Below are 22,731 nucleotides of genomic sequence, written 5' to 3' on the forward strand. Positions count from 1 at the left end.
TATCAAGAAAACAGCGCCTTCGCTTTCAGCAGCGCTTCCGCCAGGCGGTCGACCTCGTCGCGGGTATTATACATTGCGAAAGAGGCGCGGCAGGTGGAGGTGACGTTGAAGCGCTGTAATAGCGGCATGGCGCAATGGGTTCCGGCGCGCACGGCGACGCCCGAGCGGTCGATAACGGTCGCTATGTCGTGGGCATGGGCCTCCGGCATGTCGAAAGCGACGATCGGTCCCTTATCTTTGGCGTGACCGAAGATTCGAAGCCCCGGTATAACGGAGAGGCGCTCATGCGCATAGGCGGTGAGATCGGCCTCATGGGCGCGGATCGCCGGGCGGCCGATCTTCTGCATATATTCGAGCGCCGCGCCGAGCCCCGCCGCCTGCACGATGGGCGGCGTGCCGGCCTCGAATCGATGCGGCGGCGTGTTGTAGGTCACATAGTCGCGCGTGACCGTCTCGATCATCTCGCCGCCGCCGGCGAAGGGCGGCAGCTTCTCCAGCCACTCGCGCTTGCCATAGAGAGCGCCGATGCCGGTCGGCCCATAGAGCTTGTGGCCGGTGATGATGTAGAAATCGACGTCCAGCGCGCGCACGTCGACGTCGAGATGCACCGCGCCCTGCGAGCCGTCGACGAGCACCGGCACGCCATGAGAATGGGCGATGCGCACGATATCGGCGATCGGCGTCGGCGCCGCCAGCACATTGGACATATGCGTCAGCGCGACGATCTTCGTCCGCGGCGTGATGAGCTTCTCGAAATCCTCTAGCGAGAAGACGCCGTCATCGTCGGTCTCGATCCATTTCAGCACCGCGCCCTTGCGCTCGCGCAGGAAATGCCACGGCACGATATTGGAGTGATGCTCCATTATCGAGAGGATAATCTCGTCGCCCTCGCCGATATGGGCGAGGCCGTAGGAGGAGGCGACGAGATTGATCGCCTCCGTCGCGCCGCGCGTGAAGATGATCTCCTCGCGATCGCCGGCGTTGAGGAAGCGGCGCAAGGTCTCGCGCGCGCCCTCATAGGCGTCGGTCGCCGCATTGGCGAGATAATGCAGGCCGCGATGCACATTGGCGTATTCGTGCTCGTAGACCTGGGAGATGCGCTCGATCACCTGCCGCGGCTTCTGCGCCGAGGCGGCGTTGTCGAGATAGACGAGATCCTTGCCATAGGGCTTTTCGGCCAGGATCGGAAAGTCGCGGCGGATCGCCTCGACGTCATAGGCGGGCGTGGCCTCGGCCAAGAGCGGCTGGTTCACTTCGCTCCCCCTCGCTTGCCGAGCCAGCTGCGGATGCGCTCGAAATAGACGTCGCGCACCGCTTCCTCGCCGAGCGCCTCGACGATCTCGCCGGCGAAGCCTTCGATCAGCAGCGCCTCGGCCTCATGCTTGGGCAGGCCGCGCGCCACCAGATAGAAGAGCTGGTCGGCGTCGAGACGTCCGCAAGTGGCGCCATGGCCGCAAACGACGTCGTCAGCGAAAATCTCCAGCTCCGGCTTATTGTTCATCGTGGCGTTCTCGCTGAGCAGCAGAGCCCGCGACTGCATGGAGCCGTCGGTCTTCTGCGCGCCCGGGCGCACCACCACCTTGCCTTGGAACACGCCGGTCGATTGGCCGTCGAGCACGCTGCGGAAACGCTCACGGCTCTGGCAATGGGCCGCGGCGTGCTCGACGACGAGCGTCGTATCCGCATGGTCCTTGCCGCCGAGCAGGGAAATTCCGTCGAGCGCGACGCTCGCCTCTTCGCCGGCGAGCCGCGCGAAGATTTGCCGGCGCACCAGGCCGCCGCCTTCGACGAAGCCGAGCGATTTGAACGACGCCTTCGCTTGCGCGGTGACGAGCAGGCTGAACAGCCGTATCGCCGCTTCCGACTGCGGGCCGATGTCGGCGATATGCTCGACCTCGGCGTCGGCGCCGATCGCGAAGGCGAGAACGTGATTCTCCTGCGCGCCGGAGGGCGCGAGGGCGAGCGACGTCTCGACGATCTTCGCCTTGGCGCCGTCGCCGACGACGACCAGAGAGCGCGTGAAGGAGGAGCGCGTCTCGTCGCCGGTGGAGACCAGCAATATTTCGATCGTCTTCGCCACTTCCGTCGCCGGAGCGACGCGCAGAACCACGCCGTCCTGCATCAGCGCCGCATTGAGCGCGACCACCGCATCGGCGCCGGCGTTCTCCGGCAGGCCCAGCGCCGTGAGGACGGAAGCGTCCTCCTTGGCGAGGACATCGGCCAGAGAGGATAGTTCGACGCCGGCCGGCAGAGAAGCGGCGTCGGACAACTCCGGCCGGAAGGCGCCGTCGGCGACGACGAGACGCACGCGGCCGAGGGTCGTCGGCGGCAGCGTGATCGCTCCCGGCGCGCCGAGCGGAGCCACTGTGCGCAGCGAGGCGCGCAGATCGGTATAGTGCCACGCCTCGACGCGGCGCGTCGGCAGCCCTTTGCGCGTGAAGAACTCCCACGAGGCCTGGCGCAACGCGGGCGCGCCCTTGCCCTTCATCGCCTCGAAGGCGCCGGCGAAGGCCGTCTCGGCCTCGCTCTTCTTGTCGATCGCCTGCACGGTCATGATCTCACCCTCACGCCGCTTCGCCGACATAATCGCGATAGCCGCTCTTCTCGAGCTCGAGCGCGAGCTCCGGCCCGCCGGTCTTCTGAATCTTGCCCTTGGCCATCACATGCACAGTGTCCGGCTTGATGTAGTCGAGCAGGCGCTGATAATGGGTGATGACGAGGAAGCCGCGGTTCGGTGAGCGCAGCGCGTTCACTCCCTCGGAGACGATGCGAAGAGCGTCGATGTCGAGGCCGGAGTCGGTCTCGTCGAGAATGCCGAACTTGGGCTGCAGCAGGCTCATCTGCAGAATGTCCATGCGCTTCTTCTCGCCGCCGGAGAAGCCGACATTCAGCGCGCGCTTCAGCATGTCCATGTTGATGCCGAGCTTGGTGGACGCCTCGCGGATCAGCTTCATGAAGTCCGGCGTCTGCAGCTCTTCCTCGCCGCGCGAGCGGCGCTGCGCGTTCACGGCGGCCTTGAGGAAGGTCATCGTCGCGACGCCCGGAATCTCGACCGGATATTGGAAGGCGAGAAACACGCCCTTGGCGGCGCGCTCATGCGGCTCGAGGCCCAGAATATTCTCGCCGTCGAGCAGCACCTCGCCCTCGGTGACGTCATAGCCCTCGCGGCCGGAGATGACATAGGAGAGCGTGGATTTGCCGGTGCCGTTCGGCCCCATGATGGCCGCCACCTCGCCGTCCTTCACCGTGAGGTTCAGCCCGTCGAGAATTTTGCGCTCGCCGATGGAGACGTGGAGATTCTTGATTTCGATCATGGTCTCGTCCTGTTGGCTGTTCGCTGTCTTGCGAGGGACGTTGCAATTCGGGGGCCGCTCTATCGGGGCCGGTTCGTCGCTCGCCTGCCTCGTAAAGAGGCGCTCAATAAACACAGAGCGCCTCTTTGCTCATCGATACATCAACCGACGCTGCCTTCGAGGCTCACTGCGATCAGTTTCTGCGCTTCCACTGCGAATTCCATGGGCAGCTTCTGCAGCACGTCGCGCACGAAACCATTGACGATGAGCGCCGTCGCCTCTTCTTCGGAGAGGCCGCGCTGCATGCAGTAGAACAGCTGGTCCTCGGAGATCTTCGACGTCGTCGCCTCATGCTCGAACACGGCGGAAGCGTTCTTCGACTCGAGATAGGGCACCGTATGCGCGCCGCATTTGTCGCCGATGAGCAGGCTGTCGCAATTTGTGAAATTGCGCGCGCCCTCCGCCTTGCGATGCGCCGACACCTGACCACGATAGGTGTTCTGCGAATGGCCGGCGGAGATGCCCTTGGAGATGATGCGGCTCTTGGTGTTCTTGCCGAGGTGGATCATCTTCGTGCCGCTGTCGACCTGCTGATAGCCGTTCGACACTGCGATCGAATAGAACTCGCCTTGCGAATTGTCGCCGCGCAGAATGCAGGACGGATATTTCCACGTCACCGCGGAGCCCGTCTCCACCTGCGTCCAGGAGATGTGCGAGTTCTTGCCGCGGCAATCGCCACGCTTGGTGACGAAATTGTAGATGCCGCCCTTGCCCTCGCTGTCGCCCGGATACCAGTTCTGCACCGTCGAATATTTGATCTCGGCGTCGTCGAGAGCGACCAGCTCGACCACGGCGGCGTGCAGCTGATTCTCGTCGCGTTTCGGCGCCGTGCAGCCCTCGAGATAGCTGACATAGGAGCCGGCGTCGGCGATGATGAGCGTGCGCTCGAACTGTCCCGTGTTCTTCTCATTGATGCGGAAATAGGTCGACAGCTCCATCGGGCAGCGCACGCCCGGCGGGATGTAGACGAAGGACCCGTCCGAGAAGACCGCGGAGTTCAGCGTGGCGTAGAAATTATCCGTCACCGGCACGACAGAGCCGAGATATTTGCGCACCAGCTCGGGATGCTCGCGCACCGCTTCCGAGATCGGGCAGAAGATCACGCCGGCCTTGGACAGCTCCTCGCGGAAGGTCGTCGCCACCGAGACCGAGTCGAACACCGCGTCCACGGCGACCTTGCGCTGCTCGACGCCGGCGAGCGCCTCTTGCTCGCGCAGCGGAATGCCGAGCTTCTCATAGGTGCGCAGCAGCTCGGGATCGACCTCGTCCAGCGACTTCGGCCCGGGCGTCGATTTCGGCGCGGAATAGTAATAGAGGTCCTGATAGTCGATCGCGGGATAGTCGACGCGAGCCCATTTGGGCTCCTGCATCGTCAGCCAGCGCCGATAGGCCTCGAGCCGCCACTCGGTCAGCCATTCGGGCTCGTTCTTCTTCGCCGAAATGAAGCGGACGATATCCTCGCTGAGACCCTTTGGGGCCTTTTCGGATTCGATATCGGTGGTGAAGCCGTATTTATATGCGTCGACGTCGATTTCTTCGACGCGCGCCACCGTCTCCTGGCGAGCCGCCATGTGTCCTCTCCTCGTCTCGACGGGTTCAAGGCCCGCCGGCCGAAATTAGAGCCGCCTAAGCCGCCCTTCAGGCGGCCGTCCGCCGCGCCCTGATCCTCTTCGCGACCCCTGCAAAAGCGATACCAAACAAATCTACATGCTCCTCTGTCGAACTCCAACCCAAGCTCGCCCTGAGCGCGGCTTTGTCCTCGAGGCCCATTGCGGCGAGCACATGGGAGGCTTTCACCTTGCCCGAGGAGCAGGCCGATCCCGACGAGAGAGCGACGCCTTCGACATCGAGCGCCATCAGCAGAGTCTGCGTCTTCTGCCCCGGCGTCAGAAACGCCGACGTATTGGCGAGCCTTGGCCCTTTTGCGCCGAGAAACACGGTTTCCGGCCAGATTTCCGCGACTTTCGCCTCCAACCGGTCGCGCAGCGCGCCGAGCCTTTCGGCCTCCTCCACCATGCAGTCTTTCGCGACTGCGAAAGCCGCGGCGAAGCCGGCGATAGCGGCCACATTCTCGGTGCCGGCGCGGCGTCCGCTCTCCTGTCCTCCGCCGCGCAAAAGCGCCTCTCTGATATGGAGCCGGTCCTCCGCGAACGCCAGTGCGCCGGCGCCCATAGGCCCCCCGATCTTATGTGAGGAAAAGAACAATGCATCGGCCCGCAGGGCCGCGAATGTGGTCTCCAGTCGGCCGACCGCCTGGGTGGCGTCGCAGACGAGAAGCCCGCCGGCCGCATGGACGAGTTCGGCCGCGGCGGCGACCAGCTGAATGGCCCCGGTCTCATTGTTGGCGGCCTGCAGGGCGAGCAGAATTCGTTTACTTTTGTTGCGCTGCAGCGTATCGGCCAGCGCGTCGAGCGACAGCGCGCCCTCCGGGTCGAGCCCTATGGTCTCGGCGCGCGCGGCGGGGAAGCGATGGCCGGCCAGAACCGCCGGATGCTCGCCGGCGCCGAGGAGCAGCAGATCGATCTCCGCCGTAGTTTGGTCTCGTTGTAAGAAAGGCGTCAAAATCAGATTGGCGGCCTCGGTCGAGCCGGACGTGAAGACGACATTGCGCGATTTCGTCCCAAGTCCCGCGGCGATTTGCCCGCGCGCGGCCTCGATCAGCGCCCGTGCGGCGCGGCCTTCGGCATGGACGGAGGAGGGATTGCCGAGCGTCTCCAGCGCGGCGAGCATGGCGTCGCGCGCCTGCGGCCGCAGCGGCGTGGTGGCGTTATGGTCGAGATAGGCGCGGGGAGCGGACATATTGCGAAGCTAATCGTTCCGCGCGCGGAATGGGAGAGCCGGCAGGCGTCCCCAGAGCAGCTCGCCGCCCGGAAGGCGGCGGGAGAGGGCGACGAGCGCCGCGGTCCCCGCGACAATGATCGCGGTTGCCGCCGCCGCGTCGCGATAGCCGGCGGCGAATTCCGGCGGCAGCGAGGTCGCGCGAAACGCCACTGTCTGCGCCAGATAGATTTCCAGCGTCATTCCGCCGATGGCGATCACGATCTGCGCCGCCGCCGATGACGCGATCCTGTCGTGCAGGGCGACCGCCCCGCGCAGAAAGGCCAGCGCCGCTGCGACTGAGACCGGCAGCATCAGCGCCAATTGGCCGGCGACGCCCGGCCGCCAATAGGCGAAGCCATTGTTGTAGATGTAAGTGTCCGGCGTCCAGAACAGCCATCCGATCGCCGCCGCCGCCGCGGCCGCTACGGCGACGTGGCTCGGGATAGCGTGGATCGTCGCGCCGGCGCGCCCGGCGAGAAAGGCGATGAGATAGAAGGCGGCCGTGTAGCGAATGGCCGAGGGCGGAAAGTCGGGCAGCGGCGCCAGCAGCAGCGCGGCCGCGATCAGCAGCAGCGCCGCGCGCTCATAGGCTCCGAAGCGCGTCGCGGCGAAGGCTCCGGCGGAGCCGACGACGACAGCCCATAGGAACCAAAAGGAGCCACGAAAATCCTTCCACACATCTGAGCGAATATGGGTCTCGAGGCCGACGAAGGCGCGCTCGAGGTTGGGCCAGGCCAAAATTACCGCCCAGACCGCCATTGCGAGGAGCAGAGGCAGCGTGCGGCGAAAGAGGAATTGCTCGAGGCGCATCGCGGCGTCGATCCGTCGCGCGGCGAGATAGCCGGAGACGGCGATGAAGGCCGGCATATGAAAGAGATAAATGGCCCGAAACAGCCCGTCGTCCCAATAGTCTTCCGTTCCCGCATGGACGATCCATTGGATCGAATGGCCGAAGACGACGAGGAGGATCAAAATCCCTTTGATGAAGTCGAGGCCCGGATCGCGGCCGTCGGCCGTCCTCGCCAGCGAAGCCTCGATCTCGAGCGGAGCGGGACAAGGAACGACATCGACCAAGAATTCTCGACCCTCCGCGAAACGCCGCATGCAGCCGAGCTATGGATCGGCCGGGCGAGAATGCGCCGCGACCCTTCAAAACTCTTGCAATGAGCGCCGTCACACATGCTAGAAGGCCCGCTCGGCCGAAAATGAGCCGCGGGTTCGGCGCGCGCCGGACGCGTGGACGCCCGGCAAGGGGCGCTCCGGCTGGAGCATAACGCATTTTCGGCGCCGGCGAAAACCGCCCGACGAAAAAAGCGCGTTTTTCGCGCGGGGGAGACGAGGAACTTCATGCCCGAGGTCATTTTCACCGGCCCCGCCGGCCGGCTCGAAGGCCGCTTTCATCAATCGGCGCAGCGCGGCGCGCCGATCGCCATCATCCTGCATCCGCATCCGCAATTCGGCGGCACGATGAACAATCAGATCGTCTACAACCTCTATTACGCTTTCGCCGAGCGCGGCTTCTCCGTCCTGCGCTTCAATTTCCGCGGCGTCGGCCGCAGCCAGGGCTCTTTCGATCATGGCGCGGGCGAGCTCTCCGACGCGGCCGCGGCGCTCGATTGGGCGCAGGCGGTCAATCCCGAGGCGCGCGCCTGCTGGATCGCCGGCGTCTCCTTCGGCTCCTGGATCGGTATGCAATTGCTGATGCGCCGGCCGGAGATCGAGGGCTTCGTCTCGGTCGCGCCGCCGGCCAATCGCTTCGATTTCTCGTTTCTCGCGCCGTGCCCGTCATCGGGCCTCTTCATTCATGGCGACATCGATCGCGTCGCGCCGCTGAAGGAAGTGACCGGGCTCATCGAGAAGCTGAAGACTCAGAAGGGCATCGTCATCGAGCATGCGGTGGTGCAGGGCGCCAACCACTTCTTCGAGAACCGCATCGAGCCGCTGATCGCCCATGTCGACGCCTATCTCGACAAGCGTCTCGGCAATCCGCCCCGCATCGCCATTCCCGCGCGGGGCGATTGATACGGCGTCCGGCTGACCGCGCTCTGATGTAGCGAATGGTTCGGCGCGTTCCCCCTCTCCCCGCTCGCGGGGAGAGGGCCGGGGTGAGGGGCTCGGGGCATGAGCCACAGACGGAAAACGCCCCGAGCCCCTCATCCTCACCTTCTCCCCGCAATGCGGGGAGAAGGAAGGCGGCAAAGGCCGCGCGAACCAGCGCTTTTTTATGCTCAGAATTTGGCGACGATCGGCGTCGGCTCGAGCCAGTCGAAATGATAGTTGAGCCCGGCGCGGGCGATATGGCCGTCGAAGCGCGTCGAGGATTGCGCGCCCGAGATCTGCGAGCCGAGCGCCGATGTGTAGGCGTAGCCGGCGCCGGGCGTAGAGGCGGTTCCGAGATCGTAATAGAGATATTCGACCTTGGCGCTCCATCGCGGCGCGAACAGCCATTCGAGGCCGCCGCCGACCGCATAGCCGATGCGAAGGTCGGAATAGGAGTCGGATGCGACGATGGTCGGCGCGCCGAGATAGCTCGCGGAGAGATTGGTCTGGCCATAGGCGAGACCGCCCGTCGCATAGGCGAGCAGAGTCGGCGTAACGAGATAGCCGAGCCGCCCGCGCGCCGTGCCGATATAATCGATCCCGCGCGAGAGCGTGGTGTAGGCGGAGGCGCCGGTGAGCGCCGCCGTGGAGCCGCTGGTGGCGACGCCCTGAATGTCGGCCTCCACGCCCCAGAGGAATTTATCTGAGACCTGGGAATTATAGCCGATCTGGCCGCCGCCGATGAAGCCGGAGACATTGGCGTTGATCGAGCCGGGAAAATTGCCGATGAGCGCATTGGCGCCGAGGCCGGCCGCGTCTGTGTCCCAATAGCTCTGGGCGACAGTGTCGCTGTTGGACCATGTATAGCCGGCGTTGAGACCGACGTAGAAGCCGGTCCAGAGCGGCGGCGGCGCGAGCGGCGGAATGAAGGCGGGCGCCGCTTTGGTGGAGGGGAGATCGGCGGCGATAGCCGGACCGACAGCGCAGGCGAGCGCGAGCGCGCTCGCCACGACGATGGATTTCGTCATGGGACAGGACCTCGGTTTCGATAGCGCTCCCGCCGTCCCCACGATCCGCTGAGACGGGGCCGGGGCGGGGCCGGAAGGCGGGGGCGGTTCTCGAAAAACGCGAGCCGCATGCCGGCGGGAGCGAGCGGAGGCTCTGCTCTATGCGGCCCGATCTCAAGTTAATTTTTGGCAATATTGTAGAAGAGCCGAAAATCTACTTGTTAACAAAATTTAATATTATGGAATTTCGGCAATGTGCTCAGAGCCTTCGTTCACCGCGCGCGCTTCGGCTGCGAGCGTCGTCAGGCGTTTTTCGCCAGCGCCGGCAAAATTCGCGTCGTGATCGCGCTCTCGTCTATCGGACCGAGGATGGCGACGTCGATTTTGGGGCCGGGCGCCACCACGAAGCTCGCCGGAACGCCGCGCGCGCCCAGCGCCCGTTGTAGAAAGGCGCGCTGGTCCTGGCCGACGGCGACGAAAGGATTGCCATGCTCGGCCAGAAAGCTGCGGGCGTGGGCCGGATCGTCCTTCACATCGGCGCCATAGATGGCGACGCCCTTTTGCGCCAGCGCCATCAAAAGGTGATGCTCGGCGCGGCAGCTCGGGCAATAGGAGGCCCAGAGATAGAGGAGCGAGCGCTTGCCCGCGAGATCGCCGGCGCCGAAGCCCGGCATGGGGCGACCGTCCGCGAAGGTAAGCCCCAGCGTCGGCGGCAGATCGAAGGCCTCGATCGACAGTGTGTTGAAGAAGCGGGCGGAGAGGTCCTTGCGCTTCCATGCCTGCTCGACGACCACCGCTCCGACCCCGGCCGAGACGGCCCCGAGCGCGCCGAGCAGTAGATTGCGCCGGCTCGGCCAGGCGGGGGCGTCCTCGTCACGCTGAATCGTCTCGGTCATGCTTCGCTCCTTCTCGCATCGCGCATTTGAAGACGAAACCCTCAATGCGGAATGAAAGAGGCGGCGAAAGCTAGAGCGATCTCTTCGCTCAGCCGATGGCGCGGCGGCTGCGCTGCGCGGCGGCGATCTCGCCGCCCTTGGTCGGCGTGGGCGCCCCGGTGGTTCCAGGGAAGGTCAGAGGCAGGCCTTTCAGCACACGCACAGCGAGAAAGGCGAAAGCCTGGGCCTCGATCGCATCGCCCTTCCAGCCGACCTCCGCCGCCGTGGCGACCGGGCAGGGCAGGCGGGCGGCGAGCGCGCGCATCAGCGTCGGATTATGCGCGCCGCCGCCGCAGACGATCGCCCGCCGCGGCGCCGAGGGCGTCTGCGAAAAGGCGAGGGCGAGGGAGGCCGCGGTGAAGGCGGTGAGCGTTGCGGCCGCGTCCTCCAGCGAAAGCTCATCTGTCGATCGAAATGAAAAATCGTTTCTATCTAAAGACTTTGGCGGAAGTTTCTGAAAATATGGATGAAGTAGCATGGATTGCAGAATCGCCTCGTCCACGCGGCCCTCGGCGGCGGTTGCGCCGTCGCGGTCGACCGGCCGGCCAGTGCGGGCGAGCATCAGATCGTCGATCAGCGCATTGCCGGGACCGGTGTCGAAGGCGATGGGCTCGGCGTCGCCATCGACGAAAGTGACATTGCCGACCCCGCCGATATTGACGACGGCGACCGGCCCCTCGATCCCGCTGGATGCAACCAGAGCGCGATGATAGGCCGGCACGAGCGGCGCGCCCTCGCCGCCGGCGGCGACATCGGCGCCGCGAAAATCATAGGCGACATCGACGCCGAGCCGCTCGGCCAGCGACGATGCGTCGCCGATCTGGACGGTGAGCCGGCTCTGTGGCCGATGCAGCACGGTCTGCCCGTGAAACCCCAAAATGTCGATGCTGGCCGGATCGAGCCTCTCCGCGCGCAAAAAGGCTTCGATCGCCTCCGCATGACGCTCGGTGACGAGGCGCTCCCCCGCCCCAACCGCGCCGGGCCGGGCTGCTCGGTCCGTGAGGCGCGTCGCCTCGGCGAGCGCGGCGCGAAGCAGCTCGCGATCCGGGTCCGAGTAGGGGAAGAAGCCGGTCGGGCCGAAGTCGAGCCGCTTTTCGCCATCGGTGTCCAGCAGGGCCACGTCCACGCCGTCCATGGAAGTGCCCGACATGAGGCCGATGGCGCGATAGAGAGTCATTTGTGTCTCCTGCCTACGCATATTCGGCGGCTCACGCGCGGAGCCGGATTTTCTTGCCAGAGCAATGCAAATCGCTCAAGTGTGGCGCGTTCTTCTCATCTTGGGCGGCGCTCGCCATGAAACAGCATCCGCATCACGCTGCGCCTTCGACTCTGCGTCGCTTCCTCGCCAGCGAGGCGGCGGGCGGCGTCGTGCTGATGGCGAGCGCCGCAGTGGCGCTCGCGCTCGCCAACTCGCCTTTTGCCGAATCCTATCACAGCCTGCTGGAGACTCCGATCTCCGGCCATTCGCTGCTGCATTGGATCAATGACGGGCTGATGGCGGTGTTTTTCCTGCTCGTCGGCCTCGAGATCAAGCGCGAGCTGCTCGACGGCCATTTGCGCCATTGGTCCGCGCGCGTGCTGCCCGGCGTCGGCGCGCTCGGCGGAATGGCCGCGCCGGCGCTGATCTACGCCTATTTCAACGCCGGCTCCCCGGCGGCGCGCGGCTGGGCGATTCCCTCGGCGACCGATATCGCCTTCGCGCTCGGCGTGCTGGCGCTGCTGGGCGACCGCGTGCCGGGCGCGTTGAAAGTCTTTCTCACCGCGCTCGCCATTCTCGACGATCTCGGCGCCATCGTCATTATTGCGGTGTTCTACGCCGGCGAGCCGGCGGCCCCGCCGATGCTCGGCGCCGGCGTGACCTTGTTCCTGCTGCTCGGCCTCAATCTCTTCGAGGTCACGATTCTCACGCCCTATCTTTTGCTCGGCTTGGCGCTCTGGCATTTCGTGCAGCTCAGCGGCGTCCATGCGACGCTCGCCGGCGTGCTGCTGGCGGCCATGATTCCGCTGCGCCTCTCCGGGCCGGACCCGGAGGAGCATACGCCGCTGCACCGGCTCGAGAATGCGCTCGGGCCATTCGTCGCCTTTATCGCGTTGCCGCTGTTCGGCTTCGCCAATGCGGGGGTGGCGCTCGGCGGCGGCGATCTGGCGACGACCGGCGCGCCCATTCTGCTCGGCGTCGCGCTCGGTCTTTTTCTCGGCAAGCAGCTCGGAGTCTTCACGGCGATCGCTCTGGCCCTGGCGACGCGAATCGCCTCGCGGCCGCCCAAGACGGGCTGGGTCCAGCTCTATGGCGTGTCCGTGCTCTGCGGCGTCGGCTTCACCATGAGCCTCTTCATCGGCCAGATCGCCTTCGAGGCGGACGAGGCGGCGATGCGCGCCACCAAGATCGGCGTGCTGGCGGGCTCGGCCGCCTCCATTCTGCTGGGCTCGCTGGTTCTGTGGATCGCATCGCGTCGGCGCGCCGAGAAGCTCGCGCGTCCGCTGGCCGATTCGTGAAAAAGGGTTAAGCTCGGCCTTCGTTTCCTTATCACGAGGCGCCGTTCTCATGGCCAATTTCAAGCTTCCGCTGTCGGGCGATGTCGCCCAGACCATCAACCCCTGGACAGCCGTCTTCAGTCCTTATGGCGGGCAATTCGGCCTCATCAACATAAATCTCGGGCGCTCGAGCGCGCCGCAGGTGGAAGAGGACGTGCTCGCCGACGTCGGCAGCTATGGCAAGCAGCTCGGCCGCATCGGCGACGCAATGGCCGTGCTGCTCGCGCATTTTCATCCGCAATGCGAGCTCACCGCGCAGGAGCGCGAGGCGATCGACGCGTTGAAGGCGATGCTGGAGGAGATCGATGCGATCAAGCGTCGCCATCATCGGACGGTAACGGCGCCGTGATGCGGGTGCGCCGGCCCAAACGCAACCTTGACAAGCGTTCCGAACCGGGTTGAATTCGAAATTATTGAATTCAAGAGAGCAGGATTTCCTATGGATCAACTTTTCCGAGCATCCAGCAGCCCCGAGGTCATAGAGCTCTATCGACTGATGCGCGAACTGCTCGCGTTGCGCGACATGTTCGACGGCGCTTATGAGCGGGCGGTCTTATCGATGTTGCCGGAGACGACCCGCGCGCGTTTCGACCGCCTCGCGCAATCGGTCGACGATCATGCCAGCATCGCGCTGGCGCGGCCGATTCAGGACGATTCCTACGACGCGCTGGAATTGGTGTTCGACGAATATAAGCATGAGGTGGCGGAGAGCCTGCTGGCCGCCGCTCTCGCCGATACGGTCGCCGATCTGCCGGAGAAGCTCGGCGCTCTCGAGAAATCGCTGATGGTCGAGCGGCTGTAGCGGTCCATTACGCCCTTGGACCGCCGGCCTTCCCGCTCGCTCCCGACGTGACGTGAGTTGGACGATGCCTAGCGCTCGCGCGCTCGCGTATCGATCGCAAGTCTCTCGAGCGTCTGAAAATAAGGGAAGGGGGCTTGGAGGCCTCGGAGGGAATCGAACCCCCGTACAAGGATTTGCAGTCCTCTGCGTAGCCACTCCGCCACGAGGCCCCGAACGCCGGCGCCGAAAGCTCGACGTCGACGTGAGAAGGCCGCTCATACAGGACTTGCCGACGAACGGCAAGACTTTGCACGTGAGGCGCCAGGGCGATCGCCTGAAGAAGTAGGCGTCAGATCGCTCCGTGCTGAATCAGTCGACCTCTTGTGATTCGGGCAGGAGTTCAGGTCGATGGACGAGAACGGGTCGGATTGCGCGGCTTTGGCCGAGACGACGGTGTTCCTGCAATATTTCAACGATATGCCGGACGAACGGCAGCCTGGCAAGGTCATGTATCCGCTCGACGAGATCCTGCTCTTGTCCCTGCTCGCCGTGCTGGCCGGGGCGGACGCCTTCACCAACATTGCGCGCTTCGGCGAGAGGAAGCTCGACCTTTTGCGTCGCTTCCACCCCTTCCCCAACGGCACGCCGGCGCATGATCACCTCGGCGACATCTTCGCCACGCTCGACGCCGAGGCGTTCCAAGCGCTGCTTCGTCGCCTGGACCGCCGCGCTGACCAAGGCGCCCGCCGATGTCATCGCCATAGACGGGAAGACCTCGCGCCGGTCCGGGGCGAAGAAGAGCTCCAAGCTGCCGATCCACATGGTCTTTAGCTTTCGCCGCCAGGCAGCGTCTGGTCCTGGGGCAGGTCGCCGTCGCGGAAAAATCCAACGAGATCGTCGCCATTCCCGCGCTCTTGGACATGATGGCGATCGAAGGCGCCGTCGTGACCATCGACGCGATGGGCTGCCAGCGGGCCATCGCCAAGAAGATCAAGGACAAGAAGGCCGATTACATCATCGCGCTCAAAGGCAATCAGGGAACGCTCCACGAAGATGTGAAGCTGTTCGCCGCCGAGCCGAAAGCCAATGGATTCGAGGACGCCACGATCAGCCGCCACGAGACGCTCGACGGCGAGCACGGCCGTATCGAGACGCGTCGCTATACGGCGTTCCACGACATCGGCTGAGCCTGAAAGACATCGCGCGTTTGCACAATCCGGTCCTGCGCGGCTGGATTGGCTATTACGGGCGGTTCTGTCCTTGGGCGCTCTATCCGGTCCTCAGGCGCTCCGACAAGACGTTGGCCGCCTGGGCGATGAGGAAGTATAAGCGTTTGAAAGGACACAAGACACGGGCGTGTCGCTTCATCGAGGACATCGCGAAGCGGCAGCCCGATCTCTTCGTGCACTGGCGCAAAGGGCCGGCGGCAGGGCTTGCTTGATGGGAGCGGTGTGAGTCGAGAGGCTCCCGCACCGTTCTGGGAGAGGCTGGAGGTGAAATCCCTCCGGCCTACTCACCGCAGCCTGCACTGGGTCATGGACACGGTCTTCCGCGACGACGAATGCCGCGTGCGACCGAAAACGCCCCGGCGAACTTCACCACGCTGAAGCACATGGCCAATAATCTGATCCGCAAAGCGCCCGGAAAAGACTCCCAGCGCCTCGAGCGAATGACCGCCGCCTGGGACGACGAATTCCTCGCAAGCCTCGTCGCAGCCTGAATATCCTTCACCCGTTTCCCCCGCGTGAGGCGGGAAGACTGCGCGCGGCGCACGGCGAGAGCTCGGTGAATTCTTCCTTAGTTCCGGCGCTGCGGCGGATCACCAGCGATTCGGAACGCAGCGGCCCCATTGATTGGGATGCGCGCCGGGGCCGCATCGGAATCCGGGAGGCGGCCCATAGCCCGGGGGATGGTATCCCGGACGCGGACCGTAGGCCTGCGGATGGTATCCGTGACGCGGGGCATAGACGGGCGGCGGCGGCGGACGACGATGCGGCACGCAACGGCCCCACGGATCGACATGCCAGCCAGGGCCGCAACGTCCGCCGATTTCATGCGTCAGCGGGACGACGGCGCCCTCGGTCAGCGGCGCGAGCGGCATGGCCACGGCGGCCGGCGCGGCGACGCCAGCGAGCGCCAGAATGGCGACGAAAGCGAGCTTCAGCTTCATTTGTCTCCTCCTATTGGAATGCGAAGCGAGGACGCGAGCATTGGCCAAAGCCAGTGAACCAGTCGTGAACGAGTGGATGGAATGAGCGCGTTAACTCCTTGTTCATCGCAATGCTAAGGCTTTGTTCAGCTCCGCGAGGCAAGCTGGAGCCTCGTCATTCCAGCGGAGCTCGCAGATGAGGTCGAATTTCACGCCGTTCACGCGCCTTTCGGCCGGCGGCCTGATGCTGGCGGCCGCGGCCGCCGATATCGGATGCGCCGGCGCCGAGCCGCGCCGCGCGCACGCGCATCATGCGGCCGGAGCCATGCGAATCGAGGAGCTGGGCTCTCCCAATGGCAAAGGCTATGACGATATCATCGTGAAGCTCGCGCCGCTCGTCGCGGCGAAACCAGAGGCGCGTCCGGCCGAGCGGCCTCCCGCGCTCGCCGCCGAGGCGCCAGAGGTCGCTGTCGCGGCTCCGCCCCCGGCCGAATCGGCAAAGCCGACGCCTGCCGTCCCGGTCTTCCTGCGCGAGCCGCTGCCGACCTTCGAGCGCGCGCCGGTCGCCGATCTCGCCAAGGCGCCGGAGCAGGCCGTCGTCGCAACGTCGGCCGAGCCGGCCCCGATCGCGCCGCTCCAGGCTGAGAGCGCTCCGCAGGGGGCCGCGCCGACTGCCCAAATCGCGTCGCCTGCCGCGCCAGAGGCCGCCGCTGTCGAGGCGGAGGCGGAGGCCCCGGCCGAGCGAGCCGCGGAGCCCGAGGCCGAAGCCGACGCCCCGAAGGGCGAGGCGCCGGCTCCGAGCGCCGAGGCTATGCCGCCGGCCCAGGAGGAAAGCGAATCGCCGATGGCCCTCTGGCAGGCGCTGATCGCCGCTGTCGCGCTCGCCGGCTTGCTCGTGATGAAATATCTGCGGCGCGGTCCCGCCGTCGCCAAGACGACCGAGCCGGTCGCCTCGAAAGCCGCCGCCCCGCAGGAGGGCGAAGCGGCTCCGGCGGGCCGTTCGGCCATTGCGCTCGCCGCTGCGCGGGCGAAATTCGAGCCGATCCTCGCCAAACTCGCCGCGCTGCGCGGCGAGAAGGCCGCGGAAACCGCGCCCAAGGCCGAAGCTGCGCCGCAGGAAGCGCCCAAGAAGGAAGCGCCCAAAAAGGCGAAGACGATGGATTGGACCGAGGTCGCGGCCGCTCTGCGCGCTCGTTTCGCCGGAGGCGGCAAGACTGCAGGAGAGCCGACTGCGGCGCAGTCCAATCGCGTGATCGCCCTGGTCGATTCGGAGGGCCGGGGGCGGGCGGCCGATTCCTGGGATCCGAACGAGGATGACGGGCTGGAACTGCTGGAGCCGGGCGACGCCAGCGCGCGGACGATCGTCATGAACGCGCGGCGCAGGCTGCGCTCGGCGCAGAGCTGACGCCAGAATCGGAAAATGAATCGAAAGAGATTTGAAGAGCTTTTCTAAACCCGTGTTTCTTCGAGCAGAACTGCGGCGCGGCGCGCCCGGGCGAACTGGCGTCGCCGCCGAGAATCGCCTATAGAAAAATGGCGGTTTCGAGCGTCGCCGACGGCAGCCGCCAGGCTCGCCTCGGCGCGCTTCGCTCGAAACGTCCCGCGAGCGCGATCTCCACGTCGCGCCGCTCTCCCGAGTGGCGGACTCTGCAGCCGCCTCGCCTTCGTCGGCGAGACGGGACGACGACGAGAAGCGCTCTTCCCCAGAGCCGGCGCAACATTGCCGCGGCAGGATTTCGCCGCGGAGCGCGGGACGATCGAAGCGGATTGGCGAGCCATTGGCCGAGAACGACACAGACGACACGCAGCCTCCGACGCACGGCTCAGACATTCGCCCGGTCTCGATCGCCGACGAGATGAAGCGCAGCTATCTCGATTACGCGATGAGCGTGATCGTGAGCCGCGCGCTGCCGGACGTTCGCGACGGGCTGAAGCCCGTGCATCGCCGCATCATGTTCTCCATGCACGAGAACGGCCATACGCCCGATAAGCCTTACGTGAAATCGGCGCGCATCGTCGGCGACGTCATGGGTAAATATCACCCGCATGGCGACGCCGCGATCTATGACGCGCTGGTGCGCATGGCGCAGCCCTTCTCCATGCGGCTGCCGCTCATCGACGGCCAGGGCAATTTCGGCTCCGTCGACAACGATCCGCCGGCGGCCATGCGCTACACCGAGTCGCGCCTCGCCAAGCCTGCGCTGGCTTTGCTCGAGGACATCGACGAAGGCACGGTCGACTTCAAGCCCAACTATGACGACAAGGAGATGGAGCCGACGGTCCTGCCGGCGCGCTTCCCGAACCTCCTCGTCAATGGCGCGGGCGGCATCGCCGTCGGCATGGCCACCAATATTCCGCCGCATAATCTCGGCGAGGTGATCGACGCCGCCATAGCGCTGATCGACCGGCCCGATATGGGCGTCGCCGAGCTGATGGAGATCGTGCCCGGCCCGGACTTCCCCACAGCGGCGACGATTCTCGGCCGCGGCGGCATTCGCAACGCCTATACGACCGGGCGCGGCTCGATCATCATGCGCGCCAAGGCCGAGATCGAGACGCTCCGCAAGGAGCGCGAGGCGATCATCTTCACCGAGATTCCCTATCAGGTGAACAAGGCCGCGCTGATCGAGCGCATCGCCGAGCTCGTCCGCGAGAAGAAGATCGAAGGCATTTCAGATCTCCGCGACGAATCCGACCGCCAAGGCATGCGCATCGTCATCGAGCTGAAGCGCGACGCGGTGGCGGATGTGGTGCTGAACCAGCTCTGGCGCCATACGGCTCTGCAATCGAGCTTCCCGGTCAATATGATCGCGCTCAATGGCGGCCGGCCCGAGCTGCTGACGCTGAAGGACGTTCTCGTCGCCTTCGTGGATTTCCGCGAGAGCGTCGTCACGCGGCGCACCAAGTTCCGCCTCGCCAAGGCGCGCGACGCCGCGCATTTGCAGGTCGGCCTCGCCATCGCCGTCGCCAATATCGACGAGGTCATCCGCCTCATTCGCACATCGGCCGACGCCGCCGCCGCGCGCGAGGCGCTGATGGAGCGCGAATGGCCCGCCAAGGACATGGCGCCTCTGGTCGCGCTGATCGCGGATCCGCGCCATGTGCTCACCGAGGAGGGCGCGATCCGCCTTTCCGAGGCGCAGGCGCGCGCTATTCTCGAGCTGCGCCTGCAGCGCCTCACCGCGCTCGGCCGCGACGAGATCGCCGAGGCGCTGAACAAGCTCGCCGTCGAGATCGCCGAATATCTCGAGATTCTACGCTCGCGTGAAAAGCTGTTCGGAATCGTCAAGGACGAGATGATCGCGGTCAAAGAGGCCTATGCGACGCCTCGCCGCACGCAGATCGTCGATGGCGACGGCGATGTGGAGGACGAGGACCTCATCGCGCGAGAGGATATGGTCGTCACCGTCTCGCACGCCGGCTACATCAAGCGCGTGCCGCTCTCCACCTATCGCGCGCAGCGGCGCGGCGGCAAGGGCCGCTCCGGCATGCAGACGAAGGAAGAGGATTTCGTTCAGCGCCTCTTCGTCGCCTCGACGCATACGCCGGTGCTGTTCTTCTCCTCGCTCGGCAGGGCCTATAAGGAGAAGGTATGGCGTCTGCCGCTGGCGGCGCCGCAGGCGCGCGGCAAGGCGCTGGTCAACATGCTGCCGCTCGAGCAGGACGAGCGCATCACCACCATCATGCCGCTGCCGGAGGACGAATCGAGCTGGGCGACGCTCGACGCCATTTTCGCGACGACGGGCGGCACGGTGCGCCGCAACAAGCTCTCCGATTTCTCCGATGTGCGGCGCTCCGGCATCATCGCCATGAAGCTCGACGAAGGCGAGGCCATCGTCGATGTCGCCACGGCGGCGGAGCAGGAGGATATTCTGCTGACGACGCGTGAGGGGCAGTGCATCCGCTTCCCGGTCAGCGACGTGCGCGTGTTCCAGGGGCGCACCTCCATGGGCGTGCGCGGCATAGCGCTCGCTGGCGACGACCGCGTGATCTCAATGTCGATCCTGCGGCATTTCGAGGCCGTCGGCGACGAGCGCGCCGCCTATCTCAAGCGCGCAGCGGCGCAGCGCCGCAATGCGGGAGCGGAAGGCGTGGAGGAGGGCGTGGCGGAGACCGAGGAGGCCTCGACCGCGATCGAGCTGACCGAGGCGCGCTATCGTGAGATGGAGCAGGCCGAGCAGATCATCCTGACCGTCTCCGAGAACGGCTACGGCAAGCGCTCATCGTCCTTCGAATACCGCATCACCGGACGCGGCGGCAAAGGCATCGTCGCCATGGCGGTGAACGCCCGCAACGGCAAGCTCGTCGCCTCCTTCCCCGTGGGTCGCGGCGATGAGATCATGCTGGTGACGGATGGCGGCCAGCTCATCCGCTGCCCGGTGGAAGGCATACGCATTGCGGGCCGCGGCACGCAGGGCGTCATCGTCTTCGACACGGCGGAGGGCGAGCGCGTCGTCTCGGTCGAGCATCTGGCCGACGCCGGCGAGGACGAGGCGTCCGGCGACGCGGGCGGCGAGACCGCCTGAGCCTTGGTTGCGGCCGAAAAAGCGCGTTTCGCCGGGGGATTTTCGGCGAAACGCAATTTGTTTTCATGAATTGCTCTCGTCGCGCGCAGCTACGCGGCTTCGATAAACGCAACCCCACGTCAATGGCGCGCGCCTGCGCCTCGGGCTAGATTGCCGCAACGCCGAGATTGCCGAAGAAGGAGACGAACGCATGCTCACGATCTGGGGACGGCGCAACTCCTTCAATGTGCAGAAGGTCATGTGGCTCGTCGGCGAGCTCGCGCTCGATCACGCCCATGTGCCGCTCGGCGGCGCTTTCGGAGGGCTGGACGACCCGCAATTTCGCGCGAAAAATCCGCATGGCCGCATTCCGGTCATCGATGACGAAGGCGTGGTGGTATGGGAATCTCACGCCATTCTGCGCTATCTCGCCGCGCGCCATGGCGGCGAGGCCTTCTGGCCGGCGGACGCCGCGACCCGCTCCTATCCCGATCGCTGGATGGATTGGGCGCAGACGACGCTGCAGCCCGCCTTCATCGACGGCGTGTTCATGGGCTATTACCGCACGCCGGAGGAAAAGCGCGACTGGCCGGCGATCAACGCCGCCGTCGCGCGCTGCGCGCAGCATTATCGCTTCCTCGACAGCTGGCTGGCGGATCGTCCTTTCCTCGCTGGCGACGAGCCGACGCTCGCCGACATTCCCGCCGGAACGACTTTGTTTCGCTATTTCTCGCTCGACATAGAGCGCCCGTCGCTTCCCAATGTCGAGGCTTGGTATGCGCGTCTGTGCGAGCGGCCGGCCTATCGCCAGCATGTGATGGTGCCCTTCGACGATCTGAAGGGGTGACGCTCCGAATGGCGCTCGGCGACGAGGATGTTTTCATGAGCGTTCCGCCGAAGACGAAAATGACCGCCGAAGAGTTCGTGGTCTGGGCCGAATGTCAGCCGGGCCGTCACGAGCTCGTCGACGGCGAGGTCTTCGTCCAGGCGGCGGAGAGAATCGCTCATGCAAAAGCGAAGCTTGCCGTCTTCGTCGCGCTGCAGGATGCTGTGCGCCGCGCAAGCGCTCCGTGCCATGTGTTGCCGGATGGAATGGCGGTGCGCGTCGATGCGACGACGGTCTTCGAGCCGGATGCGCAGCTCTATTGCGGACCGGAGCTGCCGCCGGACACGATGCTGATCGAGACGCCTCTCATCGTCGTCGACGCGCTCTCGCCGTCCACGGGGCGCAATGACGCTCTCGGTAAGCTCGTCGGATATTTTCGCATAGAGAGCGTCGCGCATTATCTCATCGTCGATCCAGATTCGCCGCTGGTGATTCATCATCGTCGCGGGGAGGGGAGCGATATTCTGACTCGCGTCATTCATGACGGCGACATCACGCTCGATCCGCCCGGCCTCGTCTTTCCGCTCTCCGCGCTCTATGGCGAAGCGCGTTAGAGCGCGCTCTGTGCTCGCGCGCACGGCGATGAGAACGCGCCGCGGCTAATCTCCTCTGCATCCGATCGCAATGATTTCACGCGACGGTTTCAGATAGGAGATTGAAAATGTCCAAGGTGCTTTTCATCGACACCAAGACCGAGCTCACCCTCGCGCCGGGCGCGACTGTTCATGGCTGGTGGAACAACGCCTCGCCGTTCAACGCCGTGTGGGACGCGCAGGCCGTGCCTTTCGCCACCGGCAGCACGGCGACCGGCTTCAACCAGGACACCTCGCTCGAGGTGACGCGCGTTTGGCGTCATTACACGGTGACGGAGGTCAAGCCCTCGCCGCAGTCGCAGACAGTCGACACCAAGGACGAGACCGAGATTCATTACGAGGTCAAGAATATCGGCAATTCGGTCGCGAAGTTCCATGTGGTGCTGAGCGCGATCTACGAGTGATGGCGTCGGAGGCGCGGGCCGAAAGGCTCGCGCGATCCGTCAATCATGCGCGACGAACACGGCGGCGCAGCCGACAATGTCGATCTGGACATTGCGGAAGCGTCGCTCGAGCGCATCGCGCAACCCATCGAGATCGTCGTCTCTGTTCGAGAACACGCCTTTACGATTGTAAAATTCCATCAGCCGCCGCGCCACGCAGGAACGCTCGACGCCGCCTTGCAGCAAGGTCGAGCCGAAAAAGACGGCGCCCTCATTCGTCAGCGCCTTCAGATGGTCGAAGACGACGGCCTTTTCCGCTATCGCGCCCGGCAGGCAATGCAGCAGATAATTGACGCCCACGGAGTCGAATTTCGGCGCGTCGAAAGCGATCGGCTCCAGCACATTGCGGCGATAGCTCTCCGGCGAATAGCGCGCGATGCGCGCCGCCGCGAAGCGCAGCGCATCTGCGTTCAAATCCATCAGCGCGACGCGCGGCGCGGCGGCGGGAAAGCGGCAATGGTCGAGGTAATAGCCCGTGCCGACGCCGACATCGAGATGATTGCCCGACACATGCGCGTCATAGAGCGCGCGTAGGCGCGGCGTCGGACATTTCCAGACGAAGCGGTTGGAGAGGCCGAGCACCAGCAGATCGTAGAGCCGCAGAACCGCGGGCGTGTAGACGGCTTGGCCGGCGGCGATCTCTTCGGGACTGGCGGTCATCTTCGTTACGTCCTATTGCTCGGC

Annotated in this window: 24 protein-coding genes and 1 tRNA gene; 13 read left to right on the forward strand and 12 right to left on the reverse strand. The window is 65.3% G+C overall.

From position 1 onward, the window contains the following. Positions 1 to 2 precede the first annotated feature (2 nt). From K369_RS02365 to K369_RS02390, 6 genes are all read right to left on the reverse strand, one after another. On the reverse strand, positions 3 to 1,253 hold the full coding sequence (locus K369_RS02365) for a cysteine desulfurase (protein ID WP_036287000.1): 1,251 nt from the start codon (positions 1,251 to 1,253) through the stop codon (positions 3 to 5). Next, complete coding sequence (gene sufD, locus K369_RS02370; RefSeq protein ID WP_036287684.1) at positions 1,250 to 2,554, reverse strand: Fe-S cluster assembly protein SufD; 1,305 nt, start codon at positions 2,552 to 2,554, stop codon at positions 1,250 to 1,252. The genes K369_RS02365 and sufD overlap by 4 nt, the downstream gene beginning before the upstream one ends. A gap of 10 nt (positions 2,555 to 2,564) precedes the next feature. Continuing rightward, positions 2,565 to 3,314 carry a Fe-S cluster assembly ATPase SufC gene (gene sufC, locus K369_RS02375; protein WP_018265276.1) on the reverse strand — a complete coding sequence of 250 codons (750 nt, stop codon included), beginning with the start codon at positions 3,312 to 3,314 and terminating at the stop codon, positions 2,565 to 2,567. Between the two features lie 140 nt (positions 3,315 to 3,454). Then, the gene (gene sufB, locus K369_RS02380; RefSeq protein WP_036287003.1) at positions 3,455 to 4,924 is read right to left on the reverse strand and encodes a Fe-S cluster assembly protein SufB; all 1,470 of its coding nucleotides are present in this window, start codon (positions 4,922 to 4,924) and stop codon (positions 3,455 to 3,457) included. A 67-nt stretch (positions 4,925 to 4,991) separates the two neighbouring features. After that, entirely contained in the window at positions 4,992 to 6,152 is a 1,161-nt protein-coding gene (locus K369_RS02385; protein WP_036287005.1) for a cysteine desulfurase family protein, read from the reverse strand. Between the two features lie 9 nt (positions 6,153 to 6,161). After that, on the reverse strand, positions 6,162 to 7,247 hold the full coding sequence (locus K369_RS02390; protein WP_198032999.1) for an acyltransferase family protein: 1,086 nt from the start codon (positions 7,245 to 7,247) through the stop codon (positions 6,162 to 6,164). 273 nt (positions 7,248 to 7,520) lie between these two features. On the opposite strand from K369_RS02390, the gene K369_RS02395 reads away from it, so the two are divergent. Beyond that, positions 7,521 to 8,195: an alpha/beta hydrolase gene (locus tag K369_RS02395; protein WP_018265280.1), complete on the forward strand. Its 675-nt coding sequence runs from the start codon at positions 7,521 to 7,523 to the stop codon at positions 8,193 to 8,195. A gap of 206 nt (positions 8,196 to 8,401) precedes the next feature. On the opposite strand, the gene K369_RS02400 is transcribed toward K369_RS02395, so the two are convergent. The 3 genes from K369_RS02400 to K369_RS02410 form a co-directional block, all read right to left on the reverse strand. Next, positions 8,402 to 9,241 (reverse strand): outer membrane protein, encoded by an 840-nt coding sequence (locus K369_RS02400; protein WP_036287008.1) that lies wholly within the window; start codon positions 9,239 to 9,241, stop codon positions 8,402 to 8,404. 281 nt (positions 9,242 to 9,522) lie between these two features. Beyond that, the gene (locus K369_RS02405; protein WP_036287010.1) at positions 9,523 to 10,116 is read right to left on the reverse strand and encodes a redoxin family protein; all 594 of its coding nucleotides are present in this window, start codon (positions 10,114 to 10,116) and stop codon (positions 9,523 to 9,525) included. An 88-nt stretch (positions 10,117 to 10,204) separates the two neighbouring features. Further along, positions 10,205 to 11,332, reverse strand: coding sequence for an anhydro-N-acetylmuramic acid kinase (locus tag K369_RS02410; protein ID WP_036287012.1), 1,128 nt, complete (start codon positions 11,330 to 11,332; stop codon positions 10,205 to 10,207). A gap of 116 nt (positions 11,333 to 11,448) precedes the next feature. On the opposite strand from K369_RS02410, the gene nhaA reads away from it, so the two are divergent. From nhaA to K369_RS02425, 3 genes are all read left to right on the forward strand, one after another. Then, positions 11,449 to 12,651, forward strand: a complete 1,203-nt coding sequence (nhaA, locus tag K369_RS02415; protein ID WP_036287014.1) for a Na+/H+ antiporter NhaA — start codon at positions 11,449 to 11,451, stop codon at positions 12,649 to 12,651. Between the two features lie 49 nt (positions 12,652 to 12,700). Next, positions 12,701 to 13,039 carry a hypothetical protein gene (locus K369_RS02420; protein ID WP_024880048.1) on the forward strand — a complete coding sequence of 113 codons (339 nt, stop codon included), beginning with the start codon at positions 12,701 to 12,703 and terminating at the stop codon, positions 13,037 to 13,039. A gap of 90 nt (positions 13,040 to 13,129) precedes the next feature. Further along, positions 13,130 to 13,492: a hypothetical protein gene (locus K369_RS02425; protein ID WP_036287019.1), complete on the forward strand. Its 363-nt coding sequence runs from the start codon at positions 13,130 to 13,132 to the stop codon at positions 13,490 to 13,492. A gap of 135 nt (positions 13,493 to 13,627) precedes the next feature. Here the strand turns inward: K369_RS02425 and K369_RS02430 are convergent. After that, positions 13,628 to 13,701 (reverse strand) — tRNA-Cys (locus K369_RS02430). A gap of 208 nt (positions 13,702 to 13,909) precedes the next feature. Between K369_RS02430 and K369_RS26935 the strand changes: the two genes are divergently transcribed. The 4 genes from K369_RS26935 (at position 13,910) to K369_RS25960 (ending at position 15,191) form a co-directional block, all read left to right on the forward strand. Then, positions 13,910 to 14,302 carry a transposase family protein gene (locus tag K369_RS26935; RefSeq protein ID WP_198033000.1) on the forward strand — a complete coding sequence of 131 codons (393 nt, stop codon included), beginning with the start codon at positions 13,910 to 13,912 and terminating at the stop codon, positions 14,300 to 14,302. A 26-nt stretch (positions 14,303 to 14,328) separates the two neighbouring features. Further along, a complete protein-coding gene (locus K369_RS26940; protein ID WP_245278073.1) occupies positions 14,329 to 14,658 on the forward strand; it encodes an ISAs1 family transposase in 330 nt (109 codons plus the stop codon). A 20-nt stretch (positions 14,659 to 14,678) separates the two neighbouring features. Continuing rightward, entirely contained in the window at positions 14,679 to 14,912 is a 234-nt protein-coding gene (locus K369_RS02440) for a group II intron maturase-specific domain-containing protein (protein ID WP_051948802.1), read from the forward strand. Between the two features lie 120 nt (positions 14,913 to 15,032). Next, a complete protein-coding gene (locus K369_RS25960) occupies positions 15,033 to 15,191 on the forward strand; it encodes a hypothetical protein (RefSeq protein ID WP_198033001.1) in 159 nt (52 codons plus the stop codon). Between the two features lie 99 nt (positions 15,192 to 15,290). Here the strand turns inward: K369_RS25960 and K369_RS24390 are convergent, their stop codons facing one another. Further along, complete coding sequence (locus tag K369_RS24390) at positions 15,291 to 15,641, reverse strand: GCG_CRPN prefix-to-repeats domain-containing protein (RefSeq protein WP_051948805.1); 351 nt, start codon at positions 15,639 to 15,641, stop codon at positions 15,291 to 15,293. A gap of 175 nt (positions 15,642 to 15,816) precedes the next feature. Between K369_RS24390 and K369_RS02450 the strand changes: the two genes are divergently transcribed. The 5 genes from K369_RS02450 (at position 15,817) to K369_RS02470 (ending at position 22,008) form a co-directional block, all read left to right on the forward strand. Next, positions 15,817 to 17,025 carry a hypothetical protein gene (locus tag K369_RS02450; RefSeq protein ID WP_036287024.1) on the forward strand — a complete coding sequence of 403 codons (1,209 nt, stop codon included), beginning with the start codon at positions 15,817 to 15,819 and terminating at the stop codon, positions 17,023 to 17,025. Positions 17,026 to 17,398: 373 nt separating this feature from the next. Continuing rightward, the gene (gene gyrA, locus K369_RS02455; protein WP_036287028.1) at positions 17,399 to 20,146 is read left to right on the forward strand and encodes a DNA gyrase subunit A; all 2,748 of its coding nucleotides are present in this window, start codon (positions 17,399 to 17,401) and stop codon (positions 20,144 to 20,146) included. 190 nt (positions 20,147 to 20,336) lie between these two features. After that, positions 20,337 to 20,972 carry a glutathione S-transferase family protein gene (locus tag K369_RS02460; protein WP_036287031.1) on the forward strand — a complete coding sequence of 212 codons (636 nt, stop codon included), beginning with the start codon at positions 20,337 to 20,339 and terminating at the stop codon, positions 20,970 to 20,972. A gap of 35 nt (positions 20,973 to 21,007) precedes the next feature. Further along, the gene (locus K369_RS02465) at positions 21,008 to 21,565 is read left to right on the forward strand and encodes a Uma2 family endonuclease (protein WP_036287690.1); all 558 of its coding nucleotides are present in this window, start codon (positions 21,008 to 21,010) and stop codon (positions 21,563 to 21,565) included. Positions 21,566 to 21,672: 107 nt separating this feature from the next. Continuing rightward, on the forward strand, positions 21,673 to 22,008 hold the full coding sequence (locus K369_RS02470) for a hypothetical protein (RefSeq protein ID WP_036287034.1): 336 nt from the start codon (positions 21,673 to 21,675) through the stop codon (positions 22,006 to 22,008). Positions 22,009 to 22,047: 39 nt separating this feature from the next. Here K369_RS02470 and K369_RS02475 read toward each other — a convergent pair whose 3' ends face one another. Beyond that, a complete protein-coding gene (locus tag K369_RS02475; protein WP_036287037.1) occupies positions 22,048 to 22,707 on the reverse strand; it encodes a class I SAM-dependent methyltransferase in 660 nt (219 codons plus the stop codon). Positions 22,708 to 22,731 lie beyond the last annotated feature (24 nt).

Origin of the sequence: Methylosinus sp. PW1 (assembly GCF_000745215.1) — a bacterium.
In the GTDB taxonomy this organism is placed as follows: Bacteria; Pseudomonadota; Alphaproteobacteria; order Rhizobiales; family Beijerinckiaceae; genus Methylosinus.

Coding starts and splice junctions, on each gene's coding strand:
- K369_RS02410 (WP_036287012.1), bottom strand. CDS start 11,332: ATGACTCTCTATCGCGCCATCGGCCTCATGTCGGGCACTTCCATGGAC.
- sufD (WP_036287684.1), bottom strand. CDS start 2,554: ATGACCGTGCAGGCGATCGACAAGAAGAGCGAGGCCGAGACGGCCTTC.
- sufB (WP_036287003.1), bottom strand. CDS start 4,924: ATGGCGGCTCGCCAGGAGACGGTGGCGCGCGTCGAAGAAATCGACGTC.
- K369_RS02475 (WP_036287037.1), bottom strand. CDS start 22,707: ATGACCGCCAGTCCCGAAGAGATCGCCGCCGGCCAAGCCGTCTACACG.
- K369_RS02465 (WP_036287690.1), top strand. CDS start 21,008: ATGAGCGTTCCGCCGAAGACGAAAATGACCGCCGAAGAGTTCGTGGTC.
- K369_RS02400 (WP_036287008.1), bottom strand. CDS start 9,241: ATGACGAAATCCATCGTCGTGGCGAGCGCGCTCGCGCTCGCCTGCGCT.
- K369_RS02470 (WP_036287034.1), top strand. CDS start 21,673: ATGTCCAAGGTGCTTTTCATCGACACCAAGACCGAGCTCACCCTCGCG.
- K369_RS24390 (WP_051948805.1), bottom strand. CDS start 15,641: ATGAAGCTGAAGCTCGCTTTCGTCGCCATTCTGGCGCTCGCTGGCGTC.
- K369_RS02420 (WP_024880048.1), top strand. CDS start 12,701: ATGGCCAATTTCAAGCTTCCGCTGTCGGGCGATGTCGCCCAGACCATC.
- K369_RS02450 (WP_036287024.1), top strand. CDS start 15,817: ATGAGGTCGAATTTCACGCCGTTCACGCGCCTTTCGGCCGGCGGCCTG.
- K369_RS02395 (WP_018265280.1), top strand. CDS start 7,521: ATGCCCGAGGTCATTTTCACCGGCCCCGCCGGCCGGCTCGAAGGCCGC.
- sufC (WP_018265276.1), bottom strand. CDS start 3,314: ATGATCGAAATCAAGAATCTCCACGTCTCCATCGGCGAGCGCAAAATT.
- K369_RS02385 (WP_036287005.1), bottom strand. CDS start 6,152: ATGTCCGCTCCCCGCGCCTATCTCGACCATAACGCCACCACGCCGCTG.
- K369_RS25960 (WP_198033001.1), top strand. CDS start 15,033: ATGCCGCGTGCGACCGAAAACGCCCCGGCGAACTTCACCACGCTGAAG.
- nhaA (WP_036287014.1), top strand. CDS start 11,449: ATGAAACAGCATCCGCATCACGCTGCGCCTTCGACTCTGCGTCGCTTC.
- K369_RS02460 (WP_036287031.1), top strand. CDS start 20,337: ATGCTCACGATCTGGGGACGGCGCAACTCCTTCAATGTGCAGAAGGTC.
- K369_RS02405 (WP_036287010.1), bottom strand. CDS start 10,116: ATGACCGAGACGATTCAGCGTGACGAGGACGCCCCCGCCTGGCCGAGC.
- K369_RS02425 (WP_036287019.1), top strand. CDS start 13,130: ATGGATCAACTTTTCCGAGCATCCAGCAGCCCCGAGGTCATAGAGCTC.